Source organism: Comamonas testosteroni (assembly GCF_030505195.1).
GTDB lineage: Bacteria > Pseudomonadota > Gammaproteobacteria > Burkholderiales > Burkholderiaceae_C > Comamonas > Comamonas testosteroni_G.
The window spans coordinates 5083240-5104651 of record NZ_CP129672.1; the positions used below are offsets into that span (position 1 = coordinate 5083240).

Below are 21412 nucleotides of genomic sequence, written 5' to 3' on the forward strand. Positions count from 1 at the left end.
TCTCTCGCGTTGCTTCGCAATTCGAGAGGGGATGCCCCTTCGCGATGGAGTGCCCAGCCTGGCGTTTGCCAAGCAGTTGCGGCGCGCAGCATTACGGACACAGCTTGTGCAAATTCGGATCAGGCAGGGTAGAAATGCCCGTGCTTGATTCCTGGCTTGCTCAGGCACCAACGGATATCAGCATGAGTCTTTCCAAACGCGAATTTCTGCAAGTGCTGGCGGCAGCCAGTGTCTCGGGCATGGGCTTGCAGCGCTATGCCTACGCCGATCAGTCGCTGGCCGACAAGGCCTTGTATGAGGTGGCACCGTTCGGCAATGTGTCCCTGCTGCATATGACGGACTGCCATGCTCAGCTCAATCCGGTGCACTTTCGCGAGCCCAGTGTCAATCTCGGCATCGCTGCGATGAAGAACCAGCGCCCGCATCTGGTGGGCGAGCATCTGCTGCGCTCCGTGGGCATCAAGCCCGGCACGGCGTCGGCCCATGCATTCAGCTATCTGGACTTCGAGGCGGCGGCCAGGCGCTACGGCAAGGTGGGCGGGTTTGCCCATTTGTCCACACTGGTCAAGCGCATGCGCGCCTCGCGCCCGGGTGCGCTGCTGCTGGACGGCGGCGATACCTGGCAGGGCTCGGCCACTTCGCTGTGGACCAATGCCCAGGACATGGTGGATGCCTGCAAGCTGCTGGGCGTGGACGTGATGACGGGCCACTGGGAGTTCACCTACGGCATGCAGCGCGTGCAGGAGATCATCGACAAGGACTTCGGCACGCAGCTCGACTTTGTGGCGCAAAACGTCAAGACGGCCGATTTCGGCGATCCGGTGTTCAAGCCCTATGTGATTCGCGAGATCAACGGCGTGCCCGTGGCCATCATCGGCCAGGCCTTTCCGTACACGCCGATCGCCAATCCGCGCTACATGGTGGCGGACTGGAGCTTCGGCATCCAGGACGACAATCTACAGAAGATGGTGGACGAGGTGCGCGCCAAGGGGGCCAAGGTGGTGGTCGTGCTCTCGCACAACGGCATGGACGTGGACCTCAAGATGGCCGGCCGCGTGCGCGGCATAGATGCCATTTTGGGCGGGCACACGCATGACGGCATGCCTGTGCCCACGCTGGTGCAGAACGCGGGGGGCAAGACCATCGTCACCAACGCGGGCTCCAACGGCAAGTTTCTCGGAGTGCTGGACTTCGATGTCAGGGACGGCAAGGTGCGCGGCTTCCAGTACCGCCTGCTGCCGGTGTTCGCCAACATCCTCCCCGCCGATACCCAGATGCAGGCGCTGATCACGCGGGTGCGTGCGCCCTATGAAAGCCGGCTGGGCGAAGTGCTGGCGCGCACCGACGGCACGCTGTACCGCCGTGGCAACTTCAACGGCACGGGCGACCAGTTGCTGCTGGACGCCATGATGGCCGTGCAGAATGCACCGATTGCCTTCTCGCCGGGCTTTCGCTGGGGGACAACGCTGCTGGCCGGGCAGGACATCACGCGCGAATGGCTGATGGACATGACGGCCACCACGTATTCCTACGCCACGGTGACCGAGATGACGGGTGCCACGATCAAGACGGTGCTCGAAGACGTGGCCGACAACCTCTTCAACCCCGATCCCTACTACCAGCAGGGCGGCGACATGGTGCGCGTGGGCGGCCTGCAATACCAGTGCGACCCGGTGGCCGGCGCGGGCCGGCGCATCAGCGACATGCGCCTGAACGGCCAGCTGCTGGAAGCGGACAAGAAATACAAGGTGGCCGGCTGGGCTCCCGTGGCCGAAGATGCCAAGAGCGCAGGCCACAAACAGATCTGGGAGGTGGTAGAGCCCTGGCTCAAGGACCGCAAGACGTTGGGGCCGCGCCGGCTCGATGAGCCCCGACTGATCAATGTCGGCGGCAATCAGGGGCTGGCCAGGGTCTGATGAAAGTCGATGGGAAAGCCGATTAAGACAGCGTTAGCGCGCGGGCTGGGGTATATGCCATTGCCTTGAAGCCGGGCCGCGCCGTCCAATGCCCGCATGAGTCTTGCCGAGTTTGATTCCCTGACGGCCACCGTTCTGGTGGCCATTTTGTTGCTGGCCGCCATGCTGGGCTTCGTGATGCGCGAGACCCGCTTTTGCACCGTGGGCGCCATCAGCGATGTGGTCTATCTGCAGGACTGGGGGCGGGCGCGCCAGTGGTGCATGGCCATCGCCGTGAGCATGCTGGGCTTCACGGCGCTGGCGCTGTGGGGCCAGTTGCAGGTGGGCGATGCCCTGTATGCCAGCCGCCGCTTGCTGTGGCTGTCGGCCCTGGCCGGAGGGGTGCTGTTTGGCGCAGGCATGGTGCTGGCATCGGGTTGCGGGGCCAGGAATCTGACTCGGCTGGGCAGCGGCAGCCTCAAGGCGCTGGTGGTGCTGCTGGTCATGGGCGTGGCCGCCTTTGCCACGCTCAAGGGCATCACCGCCGTGGCGCGGGTGCGCTGGCTGGACAGCGTGCATCTTGAATTCGCGGGCCCGGCCCTGTTGCCCGAGTGGCTGGCCGGCCATATGGCCTGGCCCTTGACGCTGCTGCGCGGCGTGCTGGGTCTGGGCCTGGGGGCCTTGCTGCTGCTGCTGGCCTTCGACCCCCGGCCCGGTGCCGAGCGCAGCCGGCTCGTGCTGCTGGGCGGGCTGCTGGTGGGCCTGTGCGTGACGGCGGCCTGGTGGCTCAGCGGCCATCTGGCGCTGGTGGCCGAGCACCCCGAGACGCTGGAGCAGATCTATGCCGCGACCTACAGCGGCCGTATCGAGGCCTTCAGCTTTGTCACGCCGGTGGCGCACACGCTGGACTGGCTGATGTTCTTCAGCGATCGCAACAAGGTGCTGACCTGGGGCATTGCCTCGGTGGCAGGCGTGGTCCTGGGCAGCTTTGTCCATGCGCTGTGGCGCAGGGACTTCCAGTGGCAGGGCTTTGCCGACCGCCGGGACCTGGCCCGTCATTTGCTGGGCGGGTTGCTGATGGGCGTGGGCGGGGTGACGGCCATGGGCTGCACCGTGGGCCAGGGCATCAGCGCGATCTCCATGCTCAGCCTGGGCAGCTTTGTGGCGCTGGCCGGCATTGTGCTGGGGGCGGTGCTGATGCTGCGCCATCTGGCAAAGACGGTATGAAGCCCAATAAATTTGATAGCTGCTTGCGCTTGTTAATAAACAGATTCAGCATGAAAACATGCTGAGAACGAGAAAAGGAGCGCGGTAGGCGCTCCTTTTTTATCGGTTGCAGCGTGTCAGAGCTTGCGCAGACGCGCGGCTGCTTCGATCAGGGTTTCGTCCTTCTTGGCAAAGCAAAAACGCACCACGCGCTGATCGAAGCCGTCGCCGTAGAAGGCCGACAGCGGAATCGCGGCCACGCCGATTTCCCGGACCAGCCACTGGCAGAACTCGGCCTCGTCGAGATCCGAGACCGAGGAGATGTCGGCGCAGAGGAAATACGTGCCGGCCGTGGGCAGCAGCTTCAGGCGCGAGCCCTGCAGGCCGCCGAGGAACAGATCGCGCTTGGCCTGGTAGAAGGCCGACAGCTCCAGATAGGGCGCGGGGTCCTGCATGTACTGCGCCAGGCCCGCCTGCATGGGCGTGTTCACGGTGAACACATTGAACTGGTGCACCTTGCGGAATTCGGCGCTGAGGGCGGCGGGCGCGGCCACGGTGCCCACCTTCCAGCCCGTGACATGGTAGGTCTTGCCAAAGCTGGAGACGATGAAGGCGCGCTCGGCCAGGCCCGGGTAGCGGGCGCTGCTCAGATGCTGGGCGCCGTCGAAGACCATGTGCTCATAGACCTCGTCGCTGATCAGCAGCACATTGGTGGGTGCCAGCAGGGCTTCGAGCTGGCGCATTTCCGCATCGCTCCAGATGGTGGCGCTGGGGTTGTGCGGGCTGTTGATGATCAGCAGGCGCGTGCGCGACGTGATGGCGGCCGCGATCGCGGCAAAGTCGGGGCGGAAGCTGCCGGGCGTCAGCGGCACCCGCACGGCCACGCCGCCGGCCATCTCGATATTGGGCACATAGCTGTCGTAGCAGGGGTCGAGCACGATGACTTCGTCGCCCGCATGCACGGTGGCCAGGATGGCGGTGAGAATGGCCTGAGTGGCGCCGGCGGTGATGGTGATCTCGCTGCCCGCGTCATAGTGGCGGCCGTGCAGCGTTTCGATCTTGGCCGCCACGGCTTCGCGCAGCGCGGGCCAGCCCGCCATGGGCGGGTACTGGTTGTGGCCGGCGCGCATGGCGTCGTTGACAGCGTCGAGCAGCCTGGGGTCGCAACCGAAGTCGGGGAAGCCCTGGCCCAGATTGACGGCCTTGTGCTCGGCGGCCAGCGCCGACATGACGGTGAAAATGGTGGTGCCCACATTGGGCAGCTTGCTGGGAAAGTGGGGAGTCACGATAGTCTTGCAATGCATGGGCCGGGTGCGCAGGCACCAGCCCTTAGGGCGGGCCGGATCAGAGCCCGAAGTCGTCCACGCTGCCGTTCATGGCGCGCATGATGAGGTCGCGCGAGAGTCGGTCGCTGAGCAACTCGGCAAACCGGTAGACGAAGTTGCGCAGGTATGCGCCGCGCTTGATGGCCACACGGGCCACGCTGGCGCCGAACAGATGGCCGACGGGGCGCACCACCAGGTCATTGACGGGGTCGTCGCGCATGGCCATCTCGGCCACGATGCCAATGCCCAGGCCCAGGCGCACATAGGTCTTGATCACGTCGGCATCGATGGCCTCCAGCACGATATGCGGGTGCAGGCGACGCATCTCGAAGGCATGGTCGATCTTGCCGCGTCCGGTAAAGGACGGGTGGTAGGTGATCAGGGCCTCCTGGGCGATGTCCTCCAGCGTGATGCGCTCTTTCTGCGCCAGCGGGTGGCCCGTGGGAATGACCAGCACATGCTGCCATTCGTAGCAGGGCAGGGTCACGAGATCGGGGTAGTCAGCCAGCGATTCGGTGGCCATGCCGATCTCGGCCACTTCATCGATCACCATGCGCGCAACTTCGGCAGGCGTGGCCTGGTGCAGGCTGATGGTGACCTTGGGATAGAGCTCGCGCAGGCGTGCCACGGCGGGCGGCAGCACATAGCGGGCCTGGGTGTGGGTGGTGGCGATGCTCAGCGTGCCGCTGTCCTGGGCGCTGTATTGCTCGCCGATGCGCTTGAGGTTGCCCACCTCGCGCATGATCAGCTCTATGCTCTTGAGGACTTCCTGTCCCGGCTCGGTGATGCGCTTGAGGCGCTTGCCGTGGCGTGCAAAGATATCGATGCCCAGCTCTTCCTCAAGCTCGATGATGGCTTTGGAGACTCCAGGCTGGGAGGTGTGCAGGGCCTTGGCCGCCTCGGTGAGGTTGAGATTGCGGCGGGCGGCTTCCTGGACGAAGCGGAATTGATGCAGGTTCATGACGGCATGGACTAAGAACTCGCATCATTATGCTTCAAATATCTAAAGAAGCTATTTTTTATTTGAAATCTGTATGTTTGAGCGCTTCGCTGCCGGCTGCCGCCTCTAGCGCCAGCTGCGCCAGCAGGGACGTGACGCGCGGATTCTCACCGGCCGCAGTCTGCAGATCGAACCGGCAGTCGGGATGCTGCCGGCGCAATTCGTCCAGCAGGCGCGGAATGTCCTCGCGTGCATGTTTGCCGGTACCGAGGAACAGCGGCAGCACGATCAGATGTTTGACGCCTTGGGCAATCAGGGTCTGAGTGGCGGCAGGCAGATCCGGGGCGCAGGCGTCCAGATAGGCGCAGATGCAGGGCAGGCCGGGCTGCATGGCCTGAACCGTTTGATGCACGGCCTCTATGGGCTGGCGCCAGAGCGCGTCTCTGGAGCCATGGGCCAGCAGGATCAGGCCGGATGGGGCAGGAAAAGTAGCTTGCTTGTCGTTCATGGTCTAGCGTCTCAGAACCAGCCAGGCAAAGGCCGAGAGCGATAGCGCGGTGTAGAGCAGGCCCGGCGCTGCGGCGGCCAGCCAGGGCCACCAGGATTGCAGGGTGCCGATATAGCCGAAGACGTTGTTGAGCAAGAAAAAGCTGATGCCTGCCATCACCCCGCCAAACACATAGGCCGTGATACCGCCCGAGCGGAAATGCAGATAGGCAAAAGGCAGTGCGAGAACCACCATCACCAGGCAGCTCAGCGGGTAGAAGACCTTGCGCCAGAACTCGATTTCGTACTTCTGCGCCGCCTGGCCGTTGTCCTGCAGATGGCGTATGAACTGGAAAAGTGCAATCGTGGTCATGCGATCGGGCTTGAGCAGCGCGCCCGAGACCATGGCCGCAGTGACCTTGGTGGGCCAGTTCATGCTGGCTTCCCTGATTGGGCTGAGCTTGGTGACATCGCCTTCTTGAGCGATCTTGCTGCCTTGCACGCCATTCAACGTCCACTGCTCCTGGTCTTCATCGACCTGGGCTGATTGAGCGTTGATCTGCGCGGCGATGCGGCCCTTGCTGTCGAACTCGAAGATGCGCACATTGACGAAATCGCCAGGGCTTTTGACGGCCCCGACATTGATGGCCACAGAATGATCGCCCTGCTTTTCCTTGAGCCAGGCGCCGGTGGCGCCCCGGGAGATCTGGCCCTTGCTGATCACGCGCAGTTTCTGGCTGAAGTTGTCGGCAGCAGGGGCAATATAGTCACCCACCAGCACGGTGAGCAGCACAAAGCTCATGCCCAGAATCAGCAGCGTGCGCAATGCCAGCCAGGGGCCCATGCCGCTGGTGCGCATGATGGTGAACTCCGAGCTCTGGGCGAACTTGGCCATCACGAAGATGGCGCCGATCAGCACGGCAATCGGCATCAGCTCGTAGAGGTGGCCCGGAATGGACAGGGCCACAAACAGCAAGGCACGCGTAGCGGTGTAGCCGGCATTGCCGCTGCCCACCCAGCGCATTTCATCGACCAGGTCAAAGAAGAAGAACAGCGCCAGAAAGGCCAGCGAGACATACAGGACGGCCTGTATGACTTCGCGATAGATCAGGTTGCGCAGGACTTTCATCGTGCGGCCTCCTTGCGGGTGCCCGAGCGCTGCAGCAGATCGCGCGGCGACCAGCGGAAATGGCGCGCCAGCAGCACCAGCACGCTGACCGTGAGGATGCTGCCGTGCAGCAGGCCCAGCAGACCCCACATGCCTATCTTGTTGGCGCTGACCCAGCTCTCGCCCAGGGTCATGAGGTTGTAGTAAACGATAAAGGCGAAGAGGGCGATCATCAGGCTGCTGCTATTGCCCGCACGCGGGTTCACGCTGGAGATGGCCAGGCCCAGAATGACAAAATTCAGCGCGGCAAAGGGCAGGCCCAGACGCCATGCCAGCACGGAGCGGGCAATCGGCTCATCCATGCCGATCAAGTCCTTGGTGGGCATGCTGCGCGCGGCCATCTCCTCCATGGTGACGGGGTTGTCGTTGTCGATCTGCACACCGTATTCCTTGAACTCGGTGATGCGCACCGAGCCGTCTTCGCTGTGTGTCTCCATGCGCTGGCCGTCCTCCAGAATCACCATGCGCTGGCCCTTGATGACGGCCAGATGCGCGCCCTTGGCCGAGGTCACGGACTCCTTGCCCGGGTCACGCGAGACCACGAAGACGTTGCTGGCAGCCATATCCGAAGGGGAATCCTTGTCGACGAAGAACACGCGTGTGCCGCCCGCCGATTCCTGGAACTCGCCGGGGGCGATGCGATCCAAGTCGCTGCGCTGCTGGAACTGGGTCTTGATCTGCTCGATTTGCTGATAGGACCAGGGCAGCACGCCCAGAGCCAGGACTGCCGTGATGAGAATCACCGGCCAGGCAAAGCGAAGCAGAGGCTTGAGCAGGCTGGCCAGACCCTGGCCGGCCGCAAACCAGATGACCATCTCGCTGTCGCGGTACATGCGGGAAAGAGATCCCACAATGGCGACAAACAGACTCAGGCCCAGAATGGTCGGGAGTTGTCCGAGCACGGTGAAACCCATGACCAGCATCACGTCGGAAGGGCTGACACTGCCCTTGTAAGCTTGACCCAGGGTGCGGATCAGCATCATGGTCATCACCACAGTGATCAGAACCACGGCCGTTGCACCAAAGCTGCGGGCCAGCTCTTTGCGTATGGATGAATCGAATAACATTGGCTAAAAGGAAAACACCGATTATGAACTTTGAACTGAAGGCTCTGACCGCTGCCGCTGCAGCGCGTGAAAAATGTGATCTGCTGTTGGTGCTGGTTTCTGAACAGGCAGCATCGGGCACATTCGGCAGCGACGCCATCGGAGCCATGGTGGCTCATGCGGTGAAGCAGGGTGATTTTGCCCTGTCTTGCGGCAAGCAATTGCCTTTGTACCAAGTGCCCGCCATTGCCGCACGCCGTGTGGTGCTGTTGGGCGTGGGAGCGGGTACTGCCAAGGATGTGCGCAATGCCTTGGCCGGCTGCGGCGCGGTGCTCAAGACCGAAGGCATTGCCAAGGCGGTGGTGAGCTTCGCCTTTGATGCCGATGTCCAGGCTGTAGCGGCTGCCGTGCAGGCAGTGGCCGATGCGACCTACCTCTATACCCACACCAAATCCCAGGCCAAGCCCATTGCGCTGACCAAGCTCGTGCTGGGCGTATCGTCCAAGACGGCTGCTGTTACCGCTGCTTTCAATACTGCCGTCGCGCAGCAGGAGGGCGTGAACACGGCCCGCGAATGGGCCAACCGCCCGGCCAACCATGCAACGCCCACCTTGCTGGCCAATGCTGCCAAGAGCATTGCCAAGGCTGCACGCATGAGCTGCAAGATCCACGGCCCTGCCGAAGTGGCCAAGCTGGGCATGGGTGCCTTCATGGCGGTGGCCCAGGGCTCGCGCGAGCCCCTGCGCTTCATCGAACTGCACTACAACGGAGCGGCTAAGAACGTGGCCCCCATCGTGCTGGTGGGCAAGGGCATCACTTTTGACACCGGCGGCATCTCGCTCAAGCCTGCAGCCGAGATGGACGAGATGAAGTTCGACATGGGCGGCGCTGCCAGCGTGCTGGGCGTGTTCCAGGCGCTGGCCAAGCTGCAGCCGGCCATCAATGTCGTCGGCCTGATCCCCGCCTGCGAGAACATGCCCGACGGTGCAGCCGTCAAGCCCGGCGATGTGGTGACCAGCATGAGCGGCCAGACCATCGAGATCCTCAACACGGACGCAGAAGGCCGCCTGGTGCTGTGCGATGTGCTGCATTACGCAGCGCGCTTCAAGCCCTCTGCGCTGGTCGATATGGCCACGCTGACTGGCGCTTGCGTGATCGCTCTGGGCGGTTTGCGCAGCGGCCTGTTCTCGAGCAGCGACGAGCTGGCAGCCGCGTTGCAGACCGCTGGCGATATGGCGCTCGATCCTTGCTGGCGCATGCCTCTGGACGAGGAGTACGCCGATGGCCTCAAGAGCAATTTTGCGGACATGGGCAACGTGGCAGGGCGCGCCGCAGGTGCGGTGACGGCGGCCAAGTTCCTGCAGAAATTCGTGGGCGATATTCCCTGGGCGCATCTGGATATCGCCGGTACTGCCTGGAAGAGCGGTGCCGCCAAGGGTGCCACCGGTCGCCCCGTGGGTCTGCTGGTGCAATATCTGCTGGGCCAGCAAGGCAAGGCAGCCGCTGCAACCGCGACGGCCAAGACCTCGGCGTCGCGCAAGAGCGCTGCCAAGCCTGCGGCCGCACGCCGCACGCGTGTGACAGCCAAGGCTTCGACTTAAGGAAAGCCGGCAGGAGCAGCCCGGTTTCGGACTGCTGCTGCCGCCAACAGCTGTGACAGAAATTGCCTTTCATTTCAACGCACCGGACAAGCTGGGCTATGTGTGTCGCTTCGCGCGCAAGGCTTTGCGTCATGGTGCGCGCATCGTGGTTCTGGGGGATGGCGCTGCGCTGAGCCGGCTTTCGCCCCGTTTGTGGAGCGTCTCGGCCACGGATTTTCTGGCCCATGCTTTCGAGTCGGATGGAGCACAGATGCTGGCTGCTTCTCCCGTCATCCTGGCCGAACACCTGCAGGACTTGCCCCATTGCGATGTGCTGGTCAATCTCACGCCGCAGGTGCCCTCGGGGTTTGAGCGCTTTGAGCGTGTGGTGGAAATCGTTTCTTCCGGCGATGAGATGGATCGCCAGGATGCGCGTGCCCGCTGGCGCGACTATGCCGCGCGTGGTTTTTCCATTGTCCGGCACGATCTGAATCTCAAGGGCTAGGTCATGAACTCCTCATCCAAAGTTCCGCCACGCTTTGTTCCCACGCTGACCGAGGTGGTCCAGCCCGAAGCTGCCGCGCCCGAAGATGCTGCAGACAGCGCTCAGTCGGCGCAGCCGGAGCAGTCTCAGGCAGCTGCACAGCAGGTGCTGGGCCCGCAGACGCTGGGAGACAGCGTTGTCCCTCTGGCGCGGCCGTCGTTTCATACCTCATGGCTGGCGGATGGTCTTTACGGCCGTGGCCGGCCTGCAGGTATTCCGCATCAGCTGCCCCCCTTGCCGGAATCCTTGCCGCCGCAGCAGTCATTTGCGCAAAGCATGGCTGCGGAGGCGGTGGAAGCAAGAGCGGCCGTGCAGGTGGAGTCTGAGCCTGAGTCGGCAACTGCCGAGCTCGTGGAAGCATTTGCGCTGGCAGACCAGGCGGAGCAGCCATCCATTACGGATGCTGGCCAAGCCCAGGATGAAGAGCTTCAGCCCGGGGCTGAGCCCTTCCATGAGGAAGCCGCCGAGCCGCTCGTGCAGGCACAGGATGTGGTGCAGGCCGTTGAACCCGACCCGGTCTTCGAGGCAGCCGGCCTGCAGCAGGCGCTGGATGCACACGGAGCCGTGGTGACCGAAGAATATCTGGTCCACCGGCTGATGCAGCGGGTGGATCTGGTTCTGGAGCACAAGCTCAAGGAAGCAATAGCTCAGGTTGTGGAAGCACAGACCCGATCCATGGTGCTTCGTCTGCGTGAAGAAGTGGAGACCGTGGTGCGTCAATCGGTCTACGAGGCCGTGGAGGCCGAGCTGGCGCTGCAAGCCCGGCAGTAGTTGCCGAGCGGTGGCGGTTAGCGGTTCAAACGCAGTGGGCCGCTGAAAACTTCAGGATTCAGGATGTTGCTGGGCTGGCCGTTGGCAAAGTTCACCACGTTCTCGAACGCCGCACGGAAATACAGCTCATAGCTGTCCTGCTCCACGTAGCCGATATGGGGCGTGCAGATGCAGTTCTCCAGACGGAGCAGGGCATGGCCTTGCAAGATCGGCTCGCTTTCGAATACATCGATCGCGGCCAGTCCCGGGCGGCCACGGTTCAGGGCACAGAGCAGTGCTTCGGGCTCCACCAGTTCGGCCCGCGAGGTATTGACGAACAGGGCGGTCGGTTTCATGCGTGCCAGCTCCTGTGCCGTCACAATGCCGCGCGTCGCGTCGTTCAGACGCAGATGCAGCGACAGCACATCGCATTGTTCAAAAAAAGCTTCTTTGGACGGGGCACTCAGATAGCCATCGGCCTCGGCCTTGTGACGCGAGGCCTCGCTGCCCCAGACACAGACCTGCATGCCAAAGGCCTTGCCATAGCCCGCCACCAGTTGCCCGATGCGGCCGTAGCCCCAGATACCCAGAATGCGTCCGCGCAGCACGCTGCCCAGTCCGAAGTTGGGCGGCATGGAAGCCGCCTTGAGTCCGGACTGCTGCCATGCACCATGCTTGAGATTGGAGATGTACTGCGGCAGACGGCGCATGGCCGACATGATCAGCGACCAGGTCAGCTCTGCCGGAGCAATGGGAGAGCCCACGCCCTCTGCAACCGCCACGCCACGTTCGGTGCAGGCCTGCACATCGATATGGGCGCCAGCCTTGCCCGTCTGGGCAATCAGCTTGAGCCGGGGCAGTTTATCGAGCAGCTGCCGCGAGATCTGGGTGCGTTCGCGAATCAGGACGATGACATCCGCGTCGCGCAGTCGAACCGAGAGCTGACCCACGCCCTTGATGGTGTTGGTATAGACCTTTGCGTTGAAGGCATCGAGCAGCTTGGCGCAATCGAGCTTGCGAACCGCGTCTTGGTAATCGTCCAGGATAACGATGTTCACCACTGGAATCCTTAAATAAGTGGCTGAGTTTATTGAATGAAATTCAATGCGATCAAAGGCTTAGGATTGCTTCTGTGAAAACTAACGCCAAATCGACGCCACCAGATTCCCTACGCGCACCCTACACACTCCAGAGCTTAGCGTAGGTTGGGCGCAGGTGCTGAAAGCTACGCTGGCCCAAGCCATTTGCAGGTCTCTTGATGCCCCTGCCGCAAAAGCTCTGTCCGATGGGGATGCTATTGTGATTCATGCTTGTCCCGGGTTGCGACGGGAGGCTGTTGCGTCAGCTAGAAATTGGGGTTATAGGCATCAGTCGCGGGTAGACGGGCATATGCGGCAGGCCAAGTTCGGCACTTGGCCGAGTACCTGTGTCACTGATGTATCCAAACCCTCCAGAGGCTGTGAGGGAAGTGATTCCGGGCCATGTGCTTGCCTGTGCGCCTGGCATCTGTAATTGCCACAAATGCGACGCCGAGAAGCGGCCATGGTCGCAGCCATCTGGCACTGCGGCTTGCGGCCGTTGATCAAGCAGATGCTGTGTGACTGCGCAGAGGCTTTTTGGGCGCCGGTGTTTTCTGATGACTGCCATCGAGACAACGGGTGCTTGCTCACCCATGCGTCAAGATTGCCAGCCGGCAAGCGTTCCGCGTTGATTTTCCGAGGCTGGGGCAGGTTGGCTGTTTTGCCGTTCAAGGCGCTCAAAGGTCTTCCAGAGCAGGTCCATCAGTTGACTAGCGACTTCTTTGGCGATGACTCCAGAAGGTATTGCCTGGGAGATGCATCTTTGATTCAGTCATAAAAAGCCCGCCCAAAGACGGGGGCGGGGGCGAGTGTGAGCGCTGCGGGTGCGGGTGAGGGCGGCCGCTAGTTGCTGCTTCTTGACGAACTCGTGACGCTCCAGGGAAACCAATGGGTTTCGGAGGAGATTTGCAGGGTTCTCGGCACACTTGTTAACATTCAGGCGTTTATCAGTCCACTTAGCAAATGGACTCCACCTTCTGGGTCTCAGAGCATGGGTCACCACAATTGCGTTGCCGCGTGAATGAGCTTTTCTGATCCGCCAATTCATGTCTAGCAATTTGCAGCTCTACTTGTTGGTCGCGCCGGTATGCATAACGGCATTGGGCGCACTCATGGCTTTTTGCTGGCTTGCACAGTGCCGTTCCGTGTTTTTGCTCTCGACGGCTTGTGGTTTGACGCTTACGGGGCTTGCCTTGGGTTGGCAATGCCTGACGCCTCACGGACAGCTGGTTCGGTGGGCTGTTTACACCGGGCCCATCTATCTGCTTGGCGCCTGGCTCTGTACCTGGGGCGTCGCTCAGAAATTTTCCGTCTCCTCATATCCCAAGTTCTCGGCCCTGGTATCGATCATCGTGGTTGCTGCTCTTTACGAGTACAGCATCGCGCAGGACAACATTGCAGCGCGCGTGCTCTGGCTGAACACAGGGCTTGGCATCATTCATTTCATACCGTTTCCTGCCATCGCGCTGAAAAAAGTCAGACGTGACGGGCTGGAGAAGCTGCTCTACCGGTCATACGGGGCCTTTGCGATCTACACAGTGCTCAGGCCCATCATGGTGCTGTTCCTTGGATTCACTGAACTCCAGGACATGCTCAGCTCCATTTACTGGCTGGTCACCATGCTGGGCTCGCTATTGTTCAGCCTGGTGTTCTCGGGCCTCATGCTCATCGTGTCGATGAGGGATGCAATGGCCACACTCAGAGACGAGCGCAATCACGACATGCTCACTGGCGTGTTGAATCGTCGTGGCTTCTGGGAGTTTGCAGACCCGCTGGTCAGGGAGCGAAAAGCGCAGCCGATTTCCATCGTGGTGGCGGATCTGGATCACTTCAAGCGGGTCAATGACAGTTGGGGGCACGAGTATGGCGACGGAGTGCTCAAGGCCGTCGCGGAAGTCGTGCAGGCAAGTGTCCGTGGTAGCGACCTGGTGGCTCGCTTTGGAGGCGAAGAATTCGTGCTGCTGTTGACCCATGCCGACATTGAGACCGCACAAGGTGTGGCGCAGCGTATTCGAGCAGGTGCGGTCGAGATCATTGCGCCATTGCCCGATGGCCAGCGTGTGACCTTGAGCATGGGTATCGTGGTCAACACATTCGGCAGTGATTTGCGCGAAGCCGTAATGCGGGCTGACCAGCAGCTCTACAAGGCCAAGGAGCGCGGGCGCGATCAGGTCGTCGTGCACGGAGCAGGGGGCGTTGCGGCAGCGGCGTGAGATCCCGGATCCACTCAGCTCTTCTTGCTAAAGAGTGACGGCCGTTCGGCGGACTGCGCTGCGTCGCGCATAAATGGCGGCACGGACAGTACAAGCAAAAGAGCGGCCAGCGGAACCACGCAGATGAAGCCGATATGCTTGAAGCCCAGTGCACCGGTGATGCCGCCCAGCACAAACATCAAGATCAGCCCTGCGGACACCTTCATACGGCGCCAGTCATGCCGAACCAGGGGCGATAGTTGCAGGCCGGCGTTGGCGTGGCGCTTCCAGAAAAACATCTTGCCCAGTTCCATGCCCAGATCCGTGAAATTGCCGGTCATGTGCGTGGTGCGAGTGCTGCCGCCGGACGTCTTGGAGCCCACGGCATTCTGCAAACCCATCATGAAGGACAGCAGCAGCACGGTCAGCGGCACTGCAAAGGGTGTGTTCCAGGTCAAGGTGACTGTGCCCATCAGGCCAAAGGCAATCAGCATGACGGCCTCCAGCATCAGCGGCAGGGCATAGACGCTGTAGAGGTGGCGTTTGCGTCCCCAGTTCACCAGCAACGCGCAGACGGCTGCGCCAGTTGTAAAGGCGATGATGGCACCAAGCGCATTCAGCAGCAGCTTGGCGTTCTCAAGCACCAGGCCGTCAGCCAGTTGAGAGGCGAAGCCCGTCATGTGCGAGGTATTCATCCGCAGCACAAGAAAGCCGCCAGCGTTGACCGCGCCCGCGTTAAAGGCCAGCAGCAGACCCAGTGCGATATTGGTGGACGGCGTGCGATGCCGATTGGTGAGATGGCGAAGTCTGCGCATCAAAGATTCCACTGACAAAAGTGCACCCATGACGGGGTGCATCAATGCTGACAAATTGGTTTGCCAGCGACCATACAGGAATCATTGTGGGCCAACTTGGATACGTGAGCTGCCTGGTGCGTGATGGCATTGGTCAGCGATTTCACCGGCTCACATCGACAAGGCCATGGGGTGGTCTGCCGGTACGGTGTGTTCAAAGCTGATGTCCGGGTAAGTGCGGCCTTCCACATGAACGCGATCTCGGCCAGCATTTTTGGCGCTGTACAGCAACTGGTCGGCTTGTCTCAGTGCACCTTCAAGCTGCTCAGCATTGCTGATTGAAGTGATGCCAAAGCTCAGTGTCAGGGCTGGCCCGTTCGGCAATACCTCCTGGTCATTTCTCAACTCCAGTCCAATGCGCTTGGCGACTTGCTCGGCGCCTTGCAAATCGATCTTGGTCAGCAGAACCATAAACTCTTCACCGCCGAAGCGTGCAACCAGATCATTGCTGCGCACATTGTGCTGCATCGCTGCGGCGACAAGCCGCAAGACCTCGTCACCTTTGTCATGCCCCCAGTTGTCGTTGATGCGTTTGAAGTGATCAATATCGCTGGCCAGAAGCGCCATGGGGTACAGGCGCGGGTCGGTCAGGCGATGCTGTGCGGCTTCCCTGAATGCGCGGCGATTCAGTATCTGGGTCAAAGCATCCAGGTCGCGTTCAGTGCGCAGTTGACGGACTGTGTCCCTGATGGTGACTGCACAGACTAAAACCGTGAACAGCAAGGCAAAAAGCAAAATACTCATCAGCGTTGTCAGCCAATAGGTCGAGTTGGCATCCATGGCATCGCCGAGACCGTTGTGCGCGAAAGTCGCAACCAGCGTTGGGCGCAGCATGGTGAAGACTGCATAAGACAGATAGGACCACAGCAAAGTCCTATCCAGCCAATCGTTGGTGAGGCCTCGTTTGAGAACTGCTGGCACTGGCAGCAAGAGCATCAGTGCTACGCCTATACCGAATGTGTGCAGCCGACCCACCGGGTTCTGCGCCACGTTGGCGAAGTAGTAGAGCGAGGCCAGCGTTGCGGCACACAGGGCAAGGGCTGCAAGCGGATATGTGGGCACACGCCGACGCTCTGAAAAGCTCTTGGAAAAACACCAAGCTCCCGCCAGAAACAGTGCGTTGACGAGAACCACATAGTGATTGAGGACTTCAAACTTCAGCACGCTGCGAATGCTGATGGACATGGCTGTCAGCAGGAAAGCGGCGCACAGCCAGAGCAGAAAGCGTTGCTTGGGCTGGGTCGCCCAGCACACTCCCAGCAGGCCGGCCAAGAAGAGCAGGGACAGAGATGGCATCAACACAAAGATGTGGTCGTTGCTCGTATGCATACACAGCCCTTCTGCTAGTGATCACCAACAGACAGGCCAGACTGGCCATATCTCTAGTCAAATCTAAATGCCAAGGCGGCCGCTAATGTGTCAGCCGCTCATCTTCCGGATCAGAAATTAACAACTTCTTGCGATTTCTGACAGTTCACTTTTCCTTTTTTTGGAGGTGAAATAACTAAAAGTGACATTGGCTGACAGAGTGCCGCCAGCATCATCGGTGCCAACCCTTGGTCCCTATGGATGAAGGAAACGAGGGATTGATGCAAATCAGGAGTTTGGGCGGCTCAATTGAAAAAGGCGGCATTTGCTACATTGAGTTCATGAAAAAAGCACTTGGAACCACCAGCACAGTACTTTCTGCGCTTGCCATCAGCGGTTGCGCCCAGCCTCAGCCCGCTGCACCTGTGATCGGCATGGCCAACCCAGCATCGGTGTACTGCGCCAAGCTGGGCGGCAAGACCCGCATCGAGAAGACAACTGCCGCAGAGCGCGGCATATGCGTGCTGCCCAACGGCATGGAAATTGACGAGTGGGAGCTGTTCCGCCGCGACCACCCTGCAAAGTAACCGAGCCGTAGTCTTCACATTGGGGGCTCAAGTGCCAGCAGGTGCCTGGTGCGCGCTGGATGACGCGGCATGTACCTCCCTGAGGTCAAGGGGCGGCGTGACCCATCGCGTTTCCGTGAATAGAAAACAAACAAATCCACACTGTGCAGGCTGGGTGGGCGGGATCTGGACAGTTCAGCCAGCTTGACCAATTTGTAAGGCATTGGCTGTGTCCAAAACAGTCAGCACCGCGCCGTCTTGGGTCTGCGCAAAGAAGTCATGCCGTTCTGATGCAGCTGCATTCGATCTGCTTGCGGTATGCAAATCTGAAAAAATTGTGCGAACTTGTGGTGCTTGGGATGGGTCGCGTTGGCCCCCTGTATGTCAAAGCATGCTTTTTGCTGTCAGCCGTGGATTGGGCGGCGCAGGCGGTGCCGTGCCGTATACAGCAATTGGTAACTGACAAGCGCTCCTTGCAATGCCATGCGAATGACGTAGTGATAAGTTTTTTCACCTGTCCTTCGGCTCACCAGCCATACCTGAAGAATTCCTTGGGAGCTCTAGGTGCAGCTCTTATGAAGGAGAAATCATGGCCACTCCAGTCAGCGTTGAGAAGCTAGAAGTCAGGTCGCACAGCGAGCCCGATGAACTTCGCACACCTAGCAAAACTCGCGTGGAGCTCGTAAAGCTTCAGGGCTACACGATTGGGCGGTTCAACTTTGAGCCCGGATGGCGCTGGTCCGAATGCATCAAGCCCGTGGTGAAGACCGACTACTGCCAACTCTCGCATGTGGGGCATGTCGTTTCGGGAAAGCTCACCGTTCAAATGCAGGATGGCTCTCAGAAAATGCTCAGCGCAGGGCAGTCCTACGCCATCCCACCCGGTCATGACGCCTGGGTCGAAGGGAATGAACCCTTTGTCGGCCTTGAGGTGCTAAGTGCAGAGGTCTACGCAAAACCTTCCGAATAGTGCTTGCGGGCTTTTGTCTGCTTGGAGGGCGCTTCCAAGCTTTTGAATTGGTGATCCCGTTGCGCTTGCCCTATCTGCATTTGAAAGTGTGCTGCTAGTGATGGCATCGTCTGGATTGAACTAGCTGTCTTGCTTTCAATAGCCGTCGGCAGTGTGCTGCGCTGACTGCGTCGGCTGTTACGGTGCTGCAGTTATTGGCACACGGTGTCGATGGGACATGGGCTGTTCACGGGGAAATGGGGGCGTAGCGGCAGATCAGGGCTTTTCGCGCAGGCACTGGACGGTGTGGGCGTCCAGCCATTCGGCGTGCATGCCCGGGCAGGCGAATTCGTCGCGCACGGATTTGGTGAGTGTGGTGGGTTCGTCTGCTTGGGCGTTGGGGGTGGCAAGCCACAGTACGCCCATGAAGATGGCGGCGACGAGGATCAGGGATTCGATGATCTTTTCCATGATATTTCTCCGGTCTGGCGCTTGTCAGGAAAACGCCTGTAGCTATCAAAATCGATGAGATTGACCGTTCACAGCGGCCATGCTTGCGGGGTGGTGGCAATGACGACGGCCACGCCGATGAGGCAAAAAATCCCCAGCAGGGTGAGGCCCCATTGCGCGGCGGTCAGTAGCCTTGTTCCAAGGCCGGGGCGATCAAGAGCAGGACTGCGAGGAGCAGCGCGAGCGCGAAGGTGGGGGTGTGTGGCCATTTCACAGGCCCCCCTTTTCGCGCAGGCGCTGCACGAGGTCTTCATCAACGGGTTGAGGAACGGTGTTGTGCAGCATGGAATCTCCTATGGGCGAGAGGCAGGCCCGCTGAATGGGCGGGGCGAATAAAAAAGGCCAGCACTCTTGCGAGCAGGCGAAACCAACGAAGGTATGGAGTGAATGCGCTTCGCGCTCTGGTGCAGCAAGCGGTTGCTTTGAATTTTACTGTTATTTTCATCAGTGCTGTTCATTTGTACAGTAGTTTAAATTTGCCCTGTACAGCGCGTCAACAGACGTCGACCCCATGTGTTGCGTGGCCGCACTGAGTGCCTGCCGCCAAAGAAAAAGCCCACCGGCGTTGGCGGGTGGGCTTATGTGTAAAGGCCGATGCCTTGCGGCGTGCCTGGGGAAGCGGAGGGAGGGTAGAGAACCTCAGGCTCGGCAGAAAGCGATGGGTAACGTCACCATCTGGCGTGACCGCTCAGACCGCAGTTCACAGCTTGTGCACTACGTACGGTATTGGTAAAGCGTATTTCAGGCCTCGATTTTGAGCAATACCTTGTACCTGGAACAATCACACCAGATGGCCCCGCTTGACCCTGCGGGGAGAGGTTGCGCTTAAGGCCTGCGTGGCCAGGAGGCTACATTTGAAAATCTCCGCGAAAAAAAAGCCGACCGCGAGGTGGGCTGAACTTCGAATGGTTGGCGGCCGGCGCTGACCGGCCTGCGGTTCTTCTTGAGGTTGGGCACTAGCGCATGTGTGGCTGCGTGCCGGGGTTAGACAAAGGGCACACCATAGTGGTCATAAACACGGCGGCCGTAGTCGTCGGTGTATTCGGGCAATGTGCCTCCCTCGTAGTGAGGGGCGTTTTCCAGCCGCTCCTTGGTAACAGAGACCACGTACCCGCCTTGGCTGGGTTCGTATTTGAGGCTATCCCACGGCAGTGGGTAGAGATCCGAGCCTATGCCCAGGAAACCGCCAAACTGCATCACTGCATATCGAATCTTGCCGGTGAGCTTGTCGATCATCAGTGAGTCGATAGCTCCCAGCTTGTCGCCGTTGGGGTTGTAGACGTTGGTGCCGTTGACACGATCGGATGAGATGACGGGTGAGGCTAATTGCATGCCTGCTCCTTTCTTTGCGTGGTACAGAACAACGCGGGCAAGGTGGGCCAGCGCTGAGGCGCTGACTTTCACTGCTGAGGCGTTTTGTGCTGCTGCCCTGGATGCTGTTGCTGAGCAGGGTTCTTCTGCTGTCCCGGGGTTTGCTGTTGCTGCTGGCCGGGCTGACTGGTGCTCTGGCCTGGCTGGCGTTGCCCAGGGTTTTGCTGCTGCTGCTTGTCCTGTTGGCTGGGGCTGTGCTGCTGGTTCGCTTGTTGCGTCATGTCCTTCACTCCTTCAGGTTGGTGACCAGCAAACCGGGTTGGCTTGCTGTGGGTGCATGGTCGTCGAGTCATGGAAAACCCTTCTGTAGGAGAACGTGGCGCAACGCTGAATTTTGTGAGTTCATGGCCATGACGTAGCATTTGGTTTACGTTTGAGGCGGAACTCTCGATATTCCTCACAGTATTCATCCGGACACGCAGCAGGATGTGGTGGGTCTCGGGCTCACTCAGGATTGCAGTCGCTGCCTCCACGATGCAAGTCGCTCCAACCGCAGCACCCTGAATCGGGTCCACCGGCTGGCCTTGTGCTTTGGTGAAGGGCGCTGCCGTGATTGCAGCCAGCCTTGCCGTTTTGCCCTTGTCCGCATTCGACAGGCCCATTGGCTTTTCCCAGCGCTAGCCGTTTTGATAGCCTGCGGCGTTTGGTGGATAGGCGCTGCAGGCCTATTTGACCTAAATTCCTGGGTGCGGAGAAAAGCCTCGCAGCTACTGGTTGGCAGGGGTTTTCTGTTCAGGCCAGGCAGTTCAGGTCGTAACCCACCATGAAGAGTGAAGCTTCCATGGCGCGCATGCGATCGGGCTGGCCTGAAAACAGGCTGGGGGTCTTGCGCAGGGTTTCGGCCATTACCCAGGCCAGTCGCACCTTGGCACCAGCCCAGCGCTGGGGCGTGCTTTGGCTGGCGTAGAGCAGGGTGCCCGGCGACGGTGGCTGGTCAAAGAGGCAAGCCAGTTTGTGCTGGGGCTTCTGGCTGCCGCCGGCCAGCGGGAAGCTCAGCGTATCGGGCAGGTGGGACGTGCCGCTGCTGCGGCGCCAGAGCTCCACCAGAGCAGCCGCTGCGGCGCTGACCCGTGAGTCATAGATGGGCAAGCCTTCGGCCGAATAAAAGGCGTGCACCTTGGTGAGCATGGAGTTCATGAGCCGCACGGTCGGAAAGCCGGCGCTCAGGCTGGCCGAGCCAAGTGCCATTTCCCGGTGGGTCTGGGCAATGTAGTGGCTGATGTTAGTGCCAAGGCCCAAAAGAAAGGGCCGCGCGCCTTCCTTGGGGTTGCGCTCGCCGCCCCAGTCCAGCACATCGCTACAGGCGGCCAGGGTGGCTGTCGCATCGTTGGCCTGTACGGCAGCGCGCAGCTTGGCAGAAAGAGCGCTTGTCTTGATGCACGACTCGGCCCAGTCGCCCGTTACGAGGCCAGTCGCTCGCCAGCGGTAGTGGCGAGGTACCAGATCGGCAAAACGGGTGGCGGCTGTCAAGCCCTTGGGTACGTAGCTGGAAGAGCGAATGTTCAACTGAACCTGCCGCTGGGGGAGTGTGGCTGCAAGCCAGTCGGTAAAGCCTATGACTTCGGGCTGTTGCAGAAATTCGGTGCGATTCATTGATGCCTCGTGGCCTGTCGGATTTCTTGTTTTACTCAGTTGGTGAGGCT

General features: G+C 60.6%; 21 protein-coding genes. 9 read left to right on the forward strand and 12 right to left on the reverse strand.

All coding sequences use genetic code 11. The annotated features are described in order from the left end of the window. The first annotated feature begins 182 nt into the window (after positions 1-182). Together soxB and QYQ99_RS23390 are read left to right on the forward strand one after the other, a co-directional pair. Positions 183-1916 (forward strand): thiosulfohydrolase SoxB, encoded by a 1734-nt coding sequence (gene soxB, locus QYQ99_RS23385; protein WP_302090235.1) that lies wholly within the window; start codon positions 183-185, stop codon positions 1914-1916. Positions 1917-2012: 96 nt separating this feature from the next. Next, positions 2013-3122, forward strand: coding sequence for a YeeE/YedE family protein (locus QYQ99_RS23390; RefSeq protein ID WP_302090236.1), 1110 nt, complete (start codon positions 2013-2015; stop codon positions 3120-3122). A 116-nt stretch (positions 3123-3238) separates the two neighbouring features. Here the strand turns inward: QYQ99_RS23390 and QYQ99_RS23395 are convergent, their stop codons facing one another. Genes QYQ99_RS23395 through lptF form a run of 5 tightly spaced genes read right to left on the reverse strand, consistent with a single transcriptional unit; the run spans position 3239 to position 8087 of the window. Continuing rightward, complete coding sequence (locus QYQ99_RS23395) at positions 3239-4405, reverse strand: pyridoxal phosphate-dependent aminotransferase (protein ID WP_302090237.1); 1167 nt, start codon at positions 4403-4405, stop codon at positions 3239-3241. A gap of 40 nt (positions 4406-4445) precedes the next feature. Next, the gene (locus QYQ99_RS23400; RefSeq protein WP_302090238.1) at positions 4446-5387 is read right to left on the reverse strand and encodes a CysB family HTH-type transcriptional regulator; all 942 of its coding nucleotides are present in this window, start codon (positions 5385-5387) and stop codon (positions 4446-4448) included. Between the two features lie 58 nt (positions 5388-5445). After that, positions 5446-5874, reverse strand: coding sequence for a sirohydrochlorin chelatase (locus QYQ99_RS23405; protein ID WP_302090239.1), 429 nt, complete (start codon positions 5872-5874; stop codon positions 5446-5448). A 3-nt stretch (positions 5875-5877) separates the two neighbouring features. Beyond that, positions 5878-6981 (reverse strand): LPS export ABC transporter permease LptG, encoded by a 1104-nt coding sequence (lptG, locus tag QYQ99_RS23410; protein ID WP_302090240.1) that lies wholly within the window; start codon positions 6979-6981, stop codon positions 5878-5880. After that, positions 6978-8087, reverse strand: coding sequence for an LPS export ABC transporter permease LptF (gene lptF, locus QYQ99_RS23415; protein ID WP_302090241.1), 1110 nt, complete (start codon positions 8085-8087; stop codon positions 6978-6980). Before lptF ends, lptG begins: the two co-directional genes overlap by 4 nt. A 23-nt stretch (positions 8088-8110) precedes the next feature. On the opposite strand from lptF, the gene QYQ99_RS23420 reads away from it, so the two are divergent. Genes QYQ99_RS23420 through QYQ99_RS23430 form a run of 3 tightly spaced genes read left to right on the forward strand, consistent with a single transcriptional unit; the run spans position 8111 to position 10961 of the window. Continuing rightward, a complete protein-coding gene (locus QYQ99_RS23420) occupies positions 8111-9667 on the forward strand; it encodes a leucyl aminopeptidase (RefSeq protein ID WP_302090242.1) in 1557 nt (518 codons plus the stop codon). A 52-nt stretch (positions 9668-9719) separates the two neighbouring features. After that, positions 9720-10151, forward strand: coding sequence for a DNA polymerase III subunit chi (locus QYQ99_RS23425; RefSeq protein WP_302090243.1), 432 nt, complete (start codon positions 9720-9722; stop codon positions 10149-10151). A gap of 3 nt (positions 10152-10154) precedes the next feature. Continuing rightward, positions 10155-10961 carry a hypothetical protein gene (locus tag QYQ99_RS23430; RefSeq protein ID WP_302090244.1) on the forward strand — a complete coding sequence of 269 codons (807 nt, stop codon included), beginning with the start codon at positions 10155-10157 and terminating at the stop codon, positions 10959-10961. 17 nt (positions 10962-10978) lie between these two features. Here the strand turns inward: QYQ99_RS23430 and QYQ99_RS23435 are convergent, their stop codons facing one another. Further along, entirely contained in the window at positions 10979-11998 is a 1020-nt protein-coding gene (locus tag QYQ99_RS23435; RefSeq protein WP_302090245.1) for a D-2-hydroxyacid dehydrogenase family protein, read from the reverse strand. Between the two features lie 484 nt (positions 11999-12482). Between QYQ99_RS23435 and QYQ99_RS23440 the strand changes: the two genes are divergently transcribed. Next, a complete protein-coding gene (locus QYQ99_RS23440; RefSeq protein WP_302090246.1) occupies positions 12483-12797 on the forward strand; it encodes a hypothetical protein in 315 nt (104 codons plus the stop codon). A 322-nt stretch (positions 12798-13119) separates the two neighbouring features. After that, positions 13120-14232 (forward strand): GGDEF domain-containing protein, encoded by a 1113-nt coding sequence (locus QYQ99_RS23445; RefSeq protein WP_302090247.1) that lies wholly within the window; start codon positions 13120-13122, stop codon positions 14230-14232. 14 nt (positions 14233-14246) lie between these two features. Here the strand turns inward: QYQ99_RS23445 and QYQ99_RS23450 are convergent, their stop codons facing one another. Both QYQ99_RS23450 and QYQ99_RS23455 read right to left on the reverse strand, forming a co-directional pair. Further along, complete coding sequence (locus QYQ99_RS23450) at positions 14247-15026, reverse strand: YoaK family protein (protein WP_302090248.1); 780 nt, start codon at positions 15024-15026, stop codon at positions 14247-14249. Between the two features lie 150 nt (positions 15027-15176). Next, a complete protein-coding gene (locus QYQ99_RS23455) occupies positions 15177-16394 on the reverse strand; it encodes a GGDEF domain-containing protein (RefSeq protein WP_302090249.1) in 1218 nt (405 codons plus the stop codon). Between the two features lie 320 nt (positions 16395-16714). On the opposite strand from QYQ99_RS23455, the gene QYQ99_RS23460 reads away from it, so the two are divergent. Next, positions 16715-16960, forward strand: coding sequence for a putative hemolysin (locus QYQ99_RS23460; RefSeq protein ID WP_302090250.1), 246 nt, complete (start codon positions 16715-16717; stop codon positions 16958-16960). A gap of 568 nt (positions 16961-17528) precedes the next feature. Further along, positions 17529-17909 (forward strand): cupin domain-containing protein, encoded by a 381-nt coding sequence (locus tag QYQ99_RS23465; protein ID WP_302090251.1) that lies wholly within the window; start codon positions 17529-17531, stop codon positions 17907-17909. 255 nt (positions 17910-18164) lie between these two features. Here QYQ99_RS23465 and QYQ99_RS23470 read toward each other — a convergent pair whose 3' ends face one another. The 4 genes from QYQ99_RS23470 to QYQ99_RS23485 all read right to left on the reverse strand — a co-directional run bounded on the left by QYQ99_RS23470 (position 18165) and on the right by QYQ99_RS23485 (position 21362). Continuing rightward, on the reverse strand, positions 18165-18359 hold the full coding sequence (locus QYQ99_RS23470) for a hypothetical protein (protein ID WP_003053971.1): 195 nt from the start codon (positions 18357-18359) through the stop codon (positions 18165-18167). Between the two features lie 1023 nt (positions 18360-19382). Then, complete coding sequence (locus QYQ99_RS23475) at positions 19383-19730, reverse strand: PRC-barrel domain-containing protein (RefSeq protein ID WP_302090252.1); 348 nt, start codon at positions 19728-19730, stop codon at positions 19383-19385. Positions 19731-19798: 68 nt separating this feature from the next. Further along, positions 19799-20371, reverse strand: coding sequence for a hypothetical protein (locus QYQ99_RS23480; protein ID WP_302090253.1), 573 nt, complete (start codon positions 20369-20371; stop codon positions 19799-19801). Positions 20372-20501: 130 nt separating this feature from the next. Further along, positions 20502-21362 carry a hypothetical protein gene (locus QYQ99_RS23485; RefSeq protein ID WP_302090254.1) on the reverse strand — a complete coding sequence of 287 codons (861 nt, stop codon included), beginning with the start codon at positions 21360-21362 and terminating at the stop codon, positions 20502-20504. Between the last annotated feature and the right edge of the window lie 50 nt (positions 21363-21412).

Excerpts from the sequence above, each read along its gene's own strand:
- QYQ99_RS23420 (WP_302090242.1), top strand. The coding sequence starts at position 8,111 with ATGAACTTTGAACTGAAGGCTCTGACCGCTGCCGCTGCAGCGCGTGAA.
- QYQ99_RS23465 (WP_302090251.1), top strand. The coding sequence starts at position 17,529 with ATGGCCACTCCAGTCAGCGTTGAGAAGCTAGAAGTCAGGTCGCACAGC.
- QYQ99_RS23395 (WP_302090237.1), bottom strand. The coding sequence starts at position 4,405 with ATGCATTGCAAGACTATCGTGACTCCCCACTTTCCCAGCAAGCTGCCC.
- lptG (WP_302090240.1), bottom strand. The coding sequence starts at position 6,981 with ATGAAAGTCCTGCGCAACCTGATCTATCGCGAAGTCATACAGGCCGTC.
- QYQ99_RS23400 (WP_302090238.1), bottom strand. The coding sequence starts at position 5,387 with ATGAACCTGCATCAATTCCGCTTCGTCCAGGAAGCCGCCCGCCGCAAT.
- soxB (WP_302090235.1), top strand. The coding sequence starts at position 183 with ATGAGTCTTTCCAAACGCGAATTTCTGCAAGTGCTGGCGGCAGCCAGT.
- QYQ99_RS23430 (WP_302090244.1), top strand. The coding sequence starts at position 10,155 with ATGAACTCCTCATCCAAAGTTCCGCCACGCTTTGTTCCCACGCTGACC.
- QYQ99_RS23470 (WP_003053971.1), bottom strand. The coding sequence starts at position 18,359 with ATGGAAAAGATCATCGAATCCCTGATCCTCGTCGCCGCCATCTTCATG.
- QYQ99_RS23480 (WP_302090253.1), bottom strand. The coding sequence starts at position 20,371 with ATGGGCCTGTCGAATGCGGACAAGGGCAAAACGGCAAGGCTGGCTGCA.
- QYQ99_RS23455 (WP_302090249.1), bottom strand. The coding sequence starts at position 16,394 with ATGCATACGAGCAACGACCACATCTTTGTGTTGATGCCATCTCTGTCC.
- QYQ99_RS23450 (WP_302090248.1), bottom strand. The coding sequence starts at position 15,026 with ATGCGCAGACTTCGCCATCTCACCAATCGGCATCGCACGCCGTCCACC.
- QYQ99_RS23405 (WP_302090239.1), bottom strand. The coding sequence starts at position 5,874 with ATGAACGACAAGCAAGCTACTTTTCCTGCCCCATCCGGCCTGATCCTG.
- QYQ99_RS23460 (WP_302090250.1), top strand. The coding sequence starts at position 16,715 with ATGAAAAAAGCACTTGGAACCACCAGCACAGTACTTTCTGCGCTTGCC.
- QYQ99_RS23485 (WP_302090254.1), bottom strand. The coding sequence starts at position 21,362 with ATGAATCGCACCGAATTTCTGCAACAGCCCGAAGTCATAGGCTTTACC.
- QYQ99_RS23475 (WP_302090252.1), bottom strand. The coding sequence starts at position 19,730 with ATGCAATTAGCCTCACCCGTCATCTCATCCGATCGTGTCAACGGCACC.
- QYQ99_RS23390 (WP_302090236.1), top strand. The coding sequence starts at position 2,013 with ATGAGTCTTGCCGAGTTTGATTCCCTGACGGCCACCGTTCTGGTGGCC.
- QYQ99_RS23440 (WP_302090246.1), top strand. The coding sequence starts at position 12,483 with ATGGTCGCAGCCATCTGGCACTGCGGCTTGCGGCCGTTGATCAAGCAG.
- lptF (WP_302090241.1), bottom strand. The coding sequence starts at position 8,087 with ATGTTATTCGATTCATCCATACGCAAAGAGCTGGCCCGCAGCTTTGGT.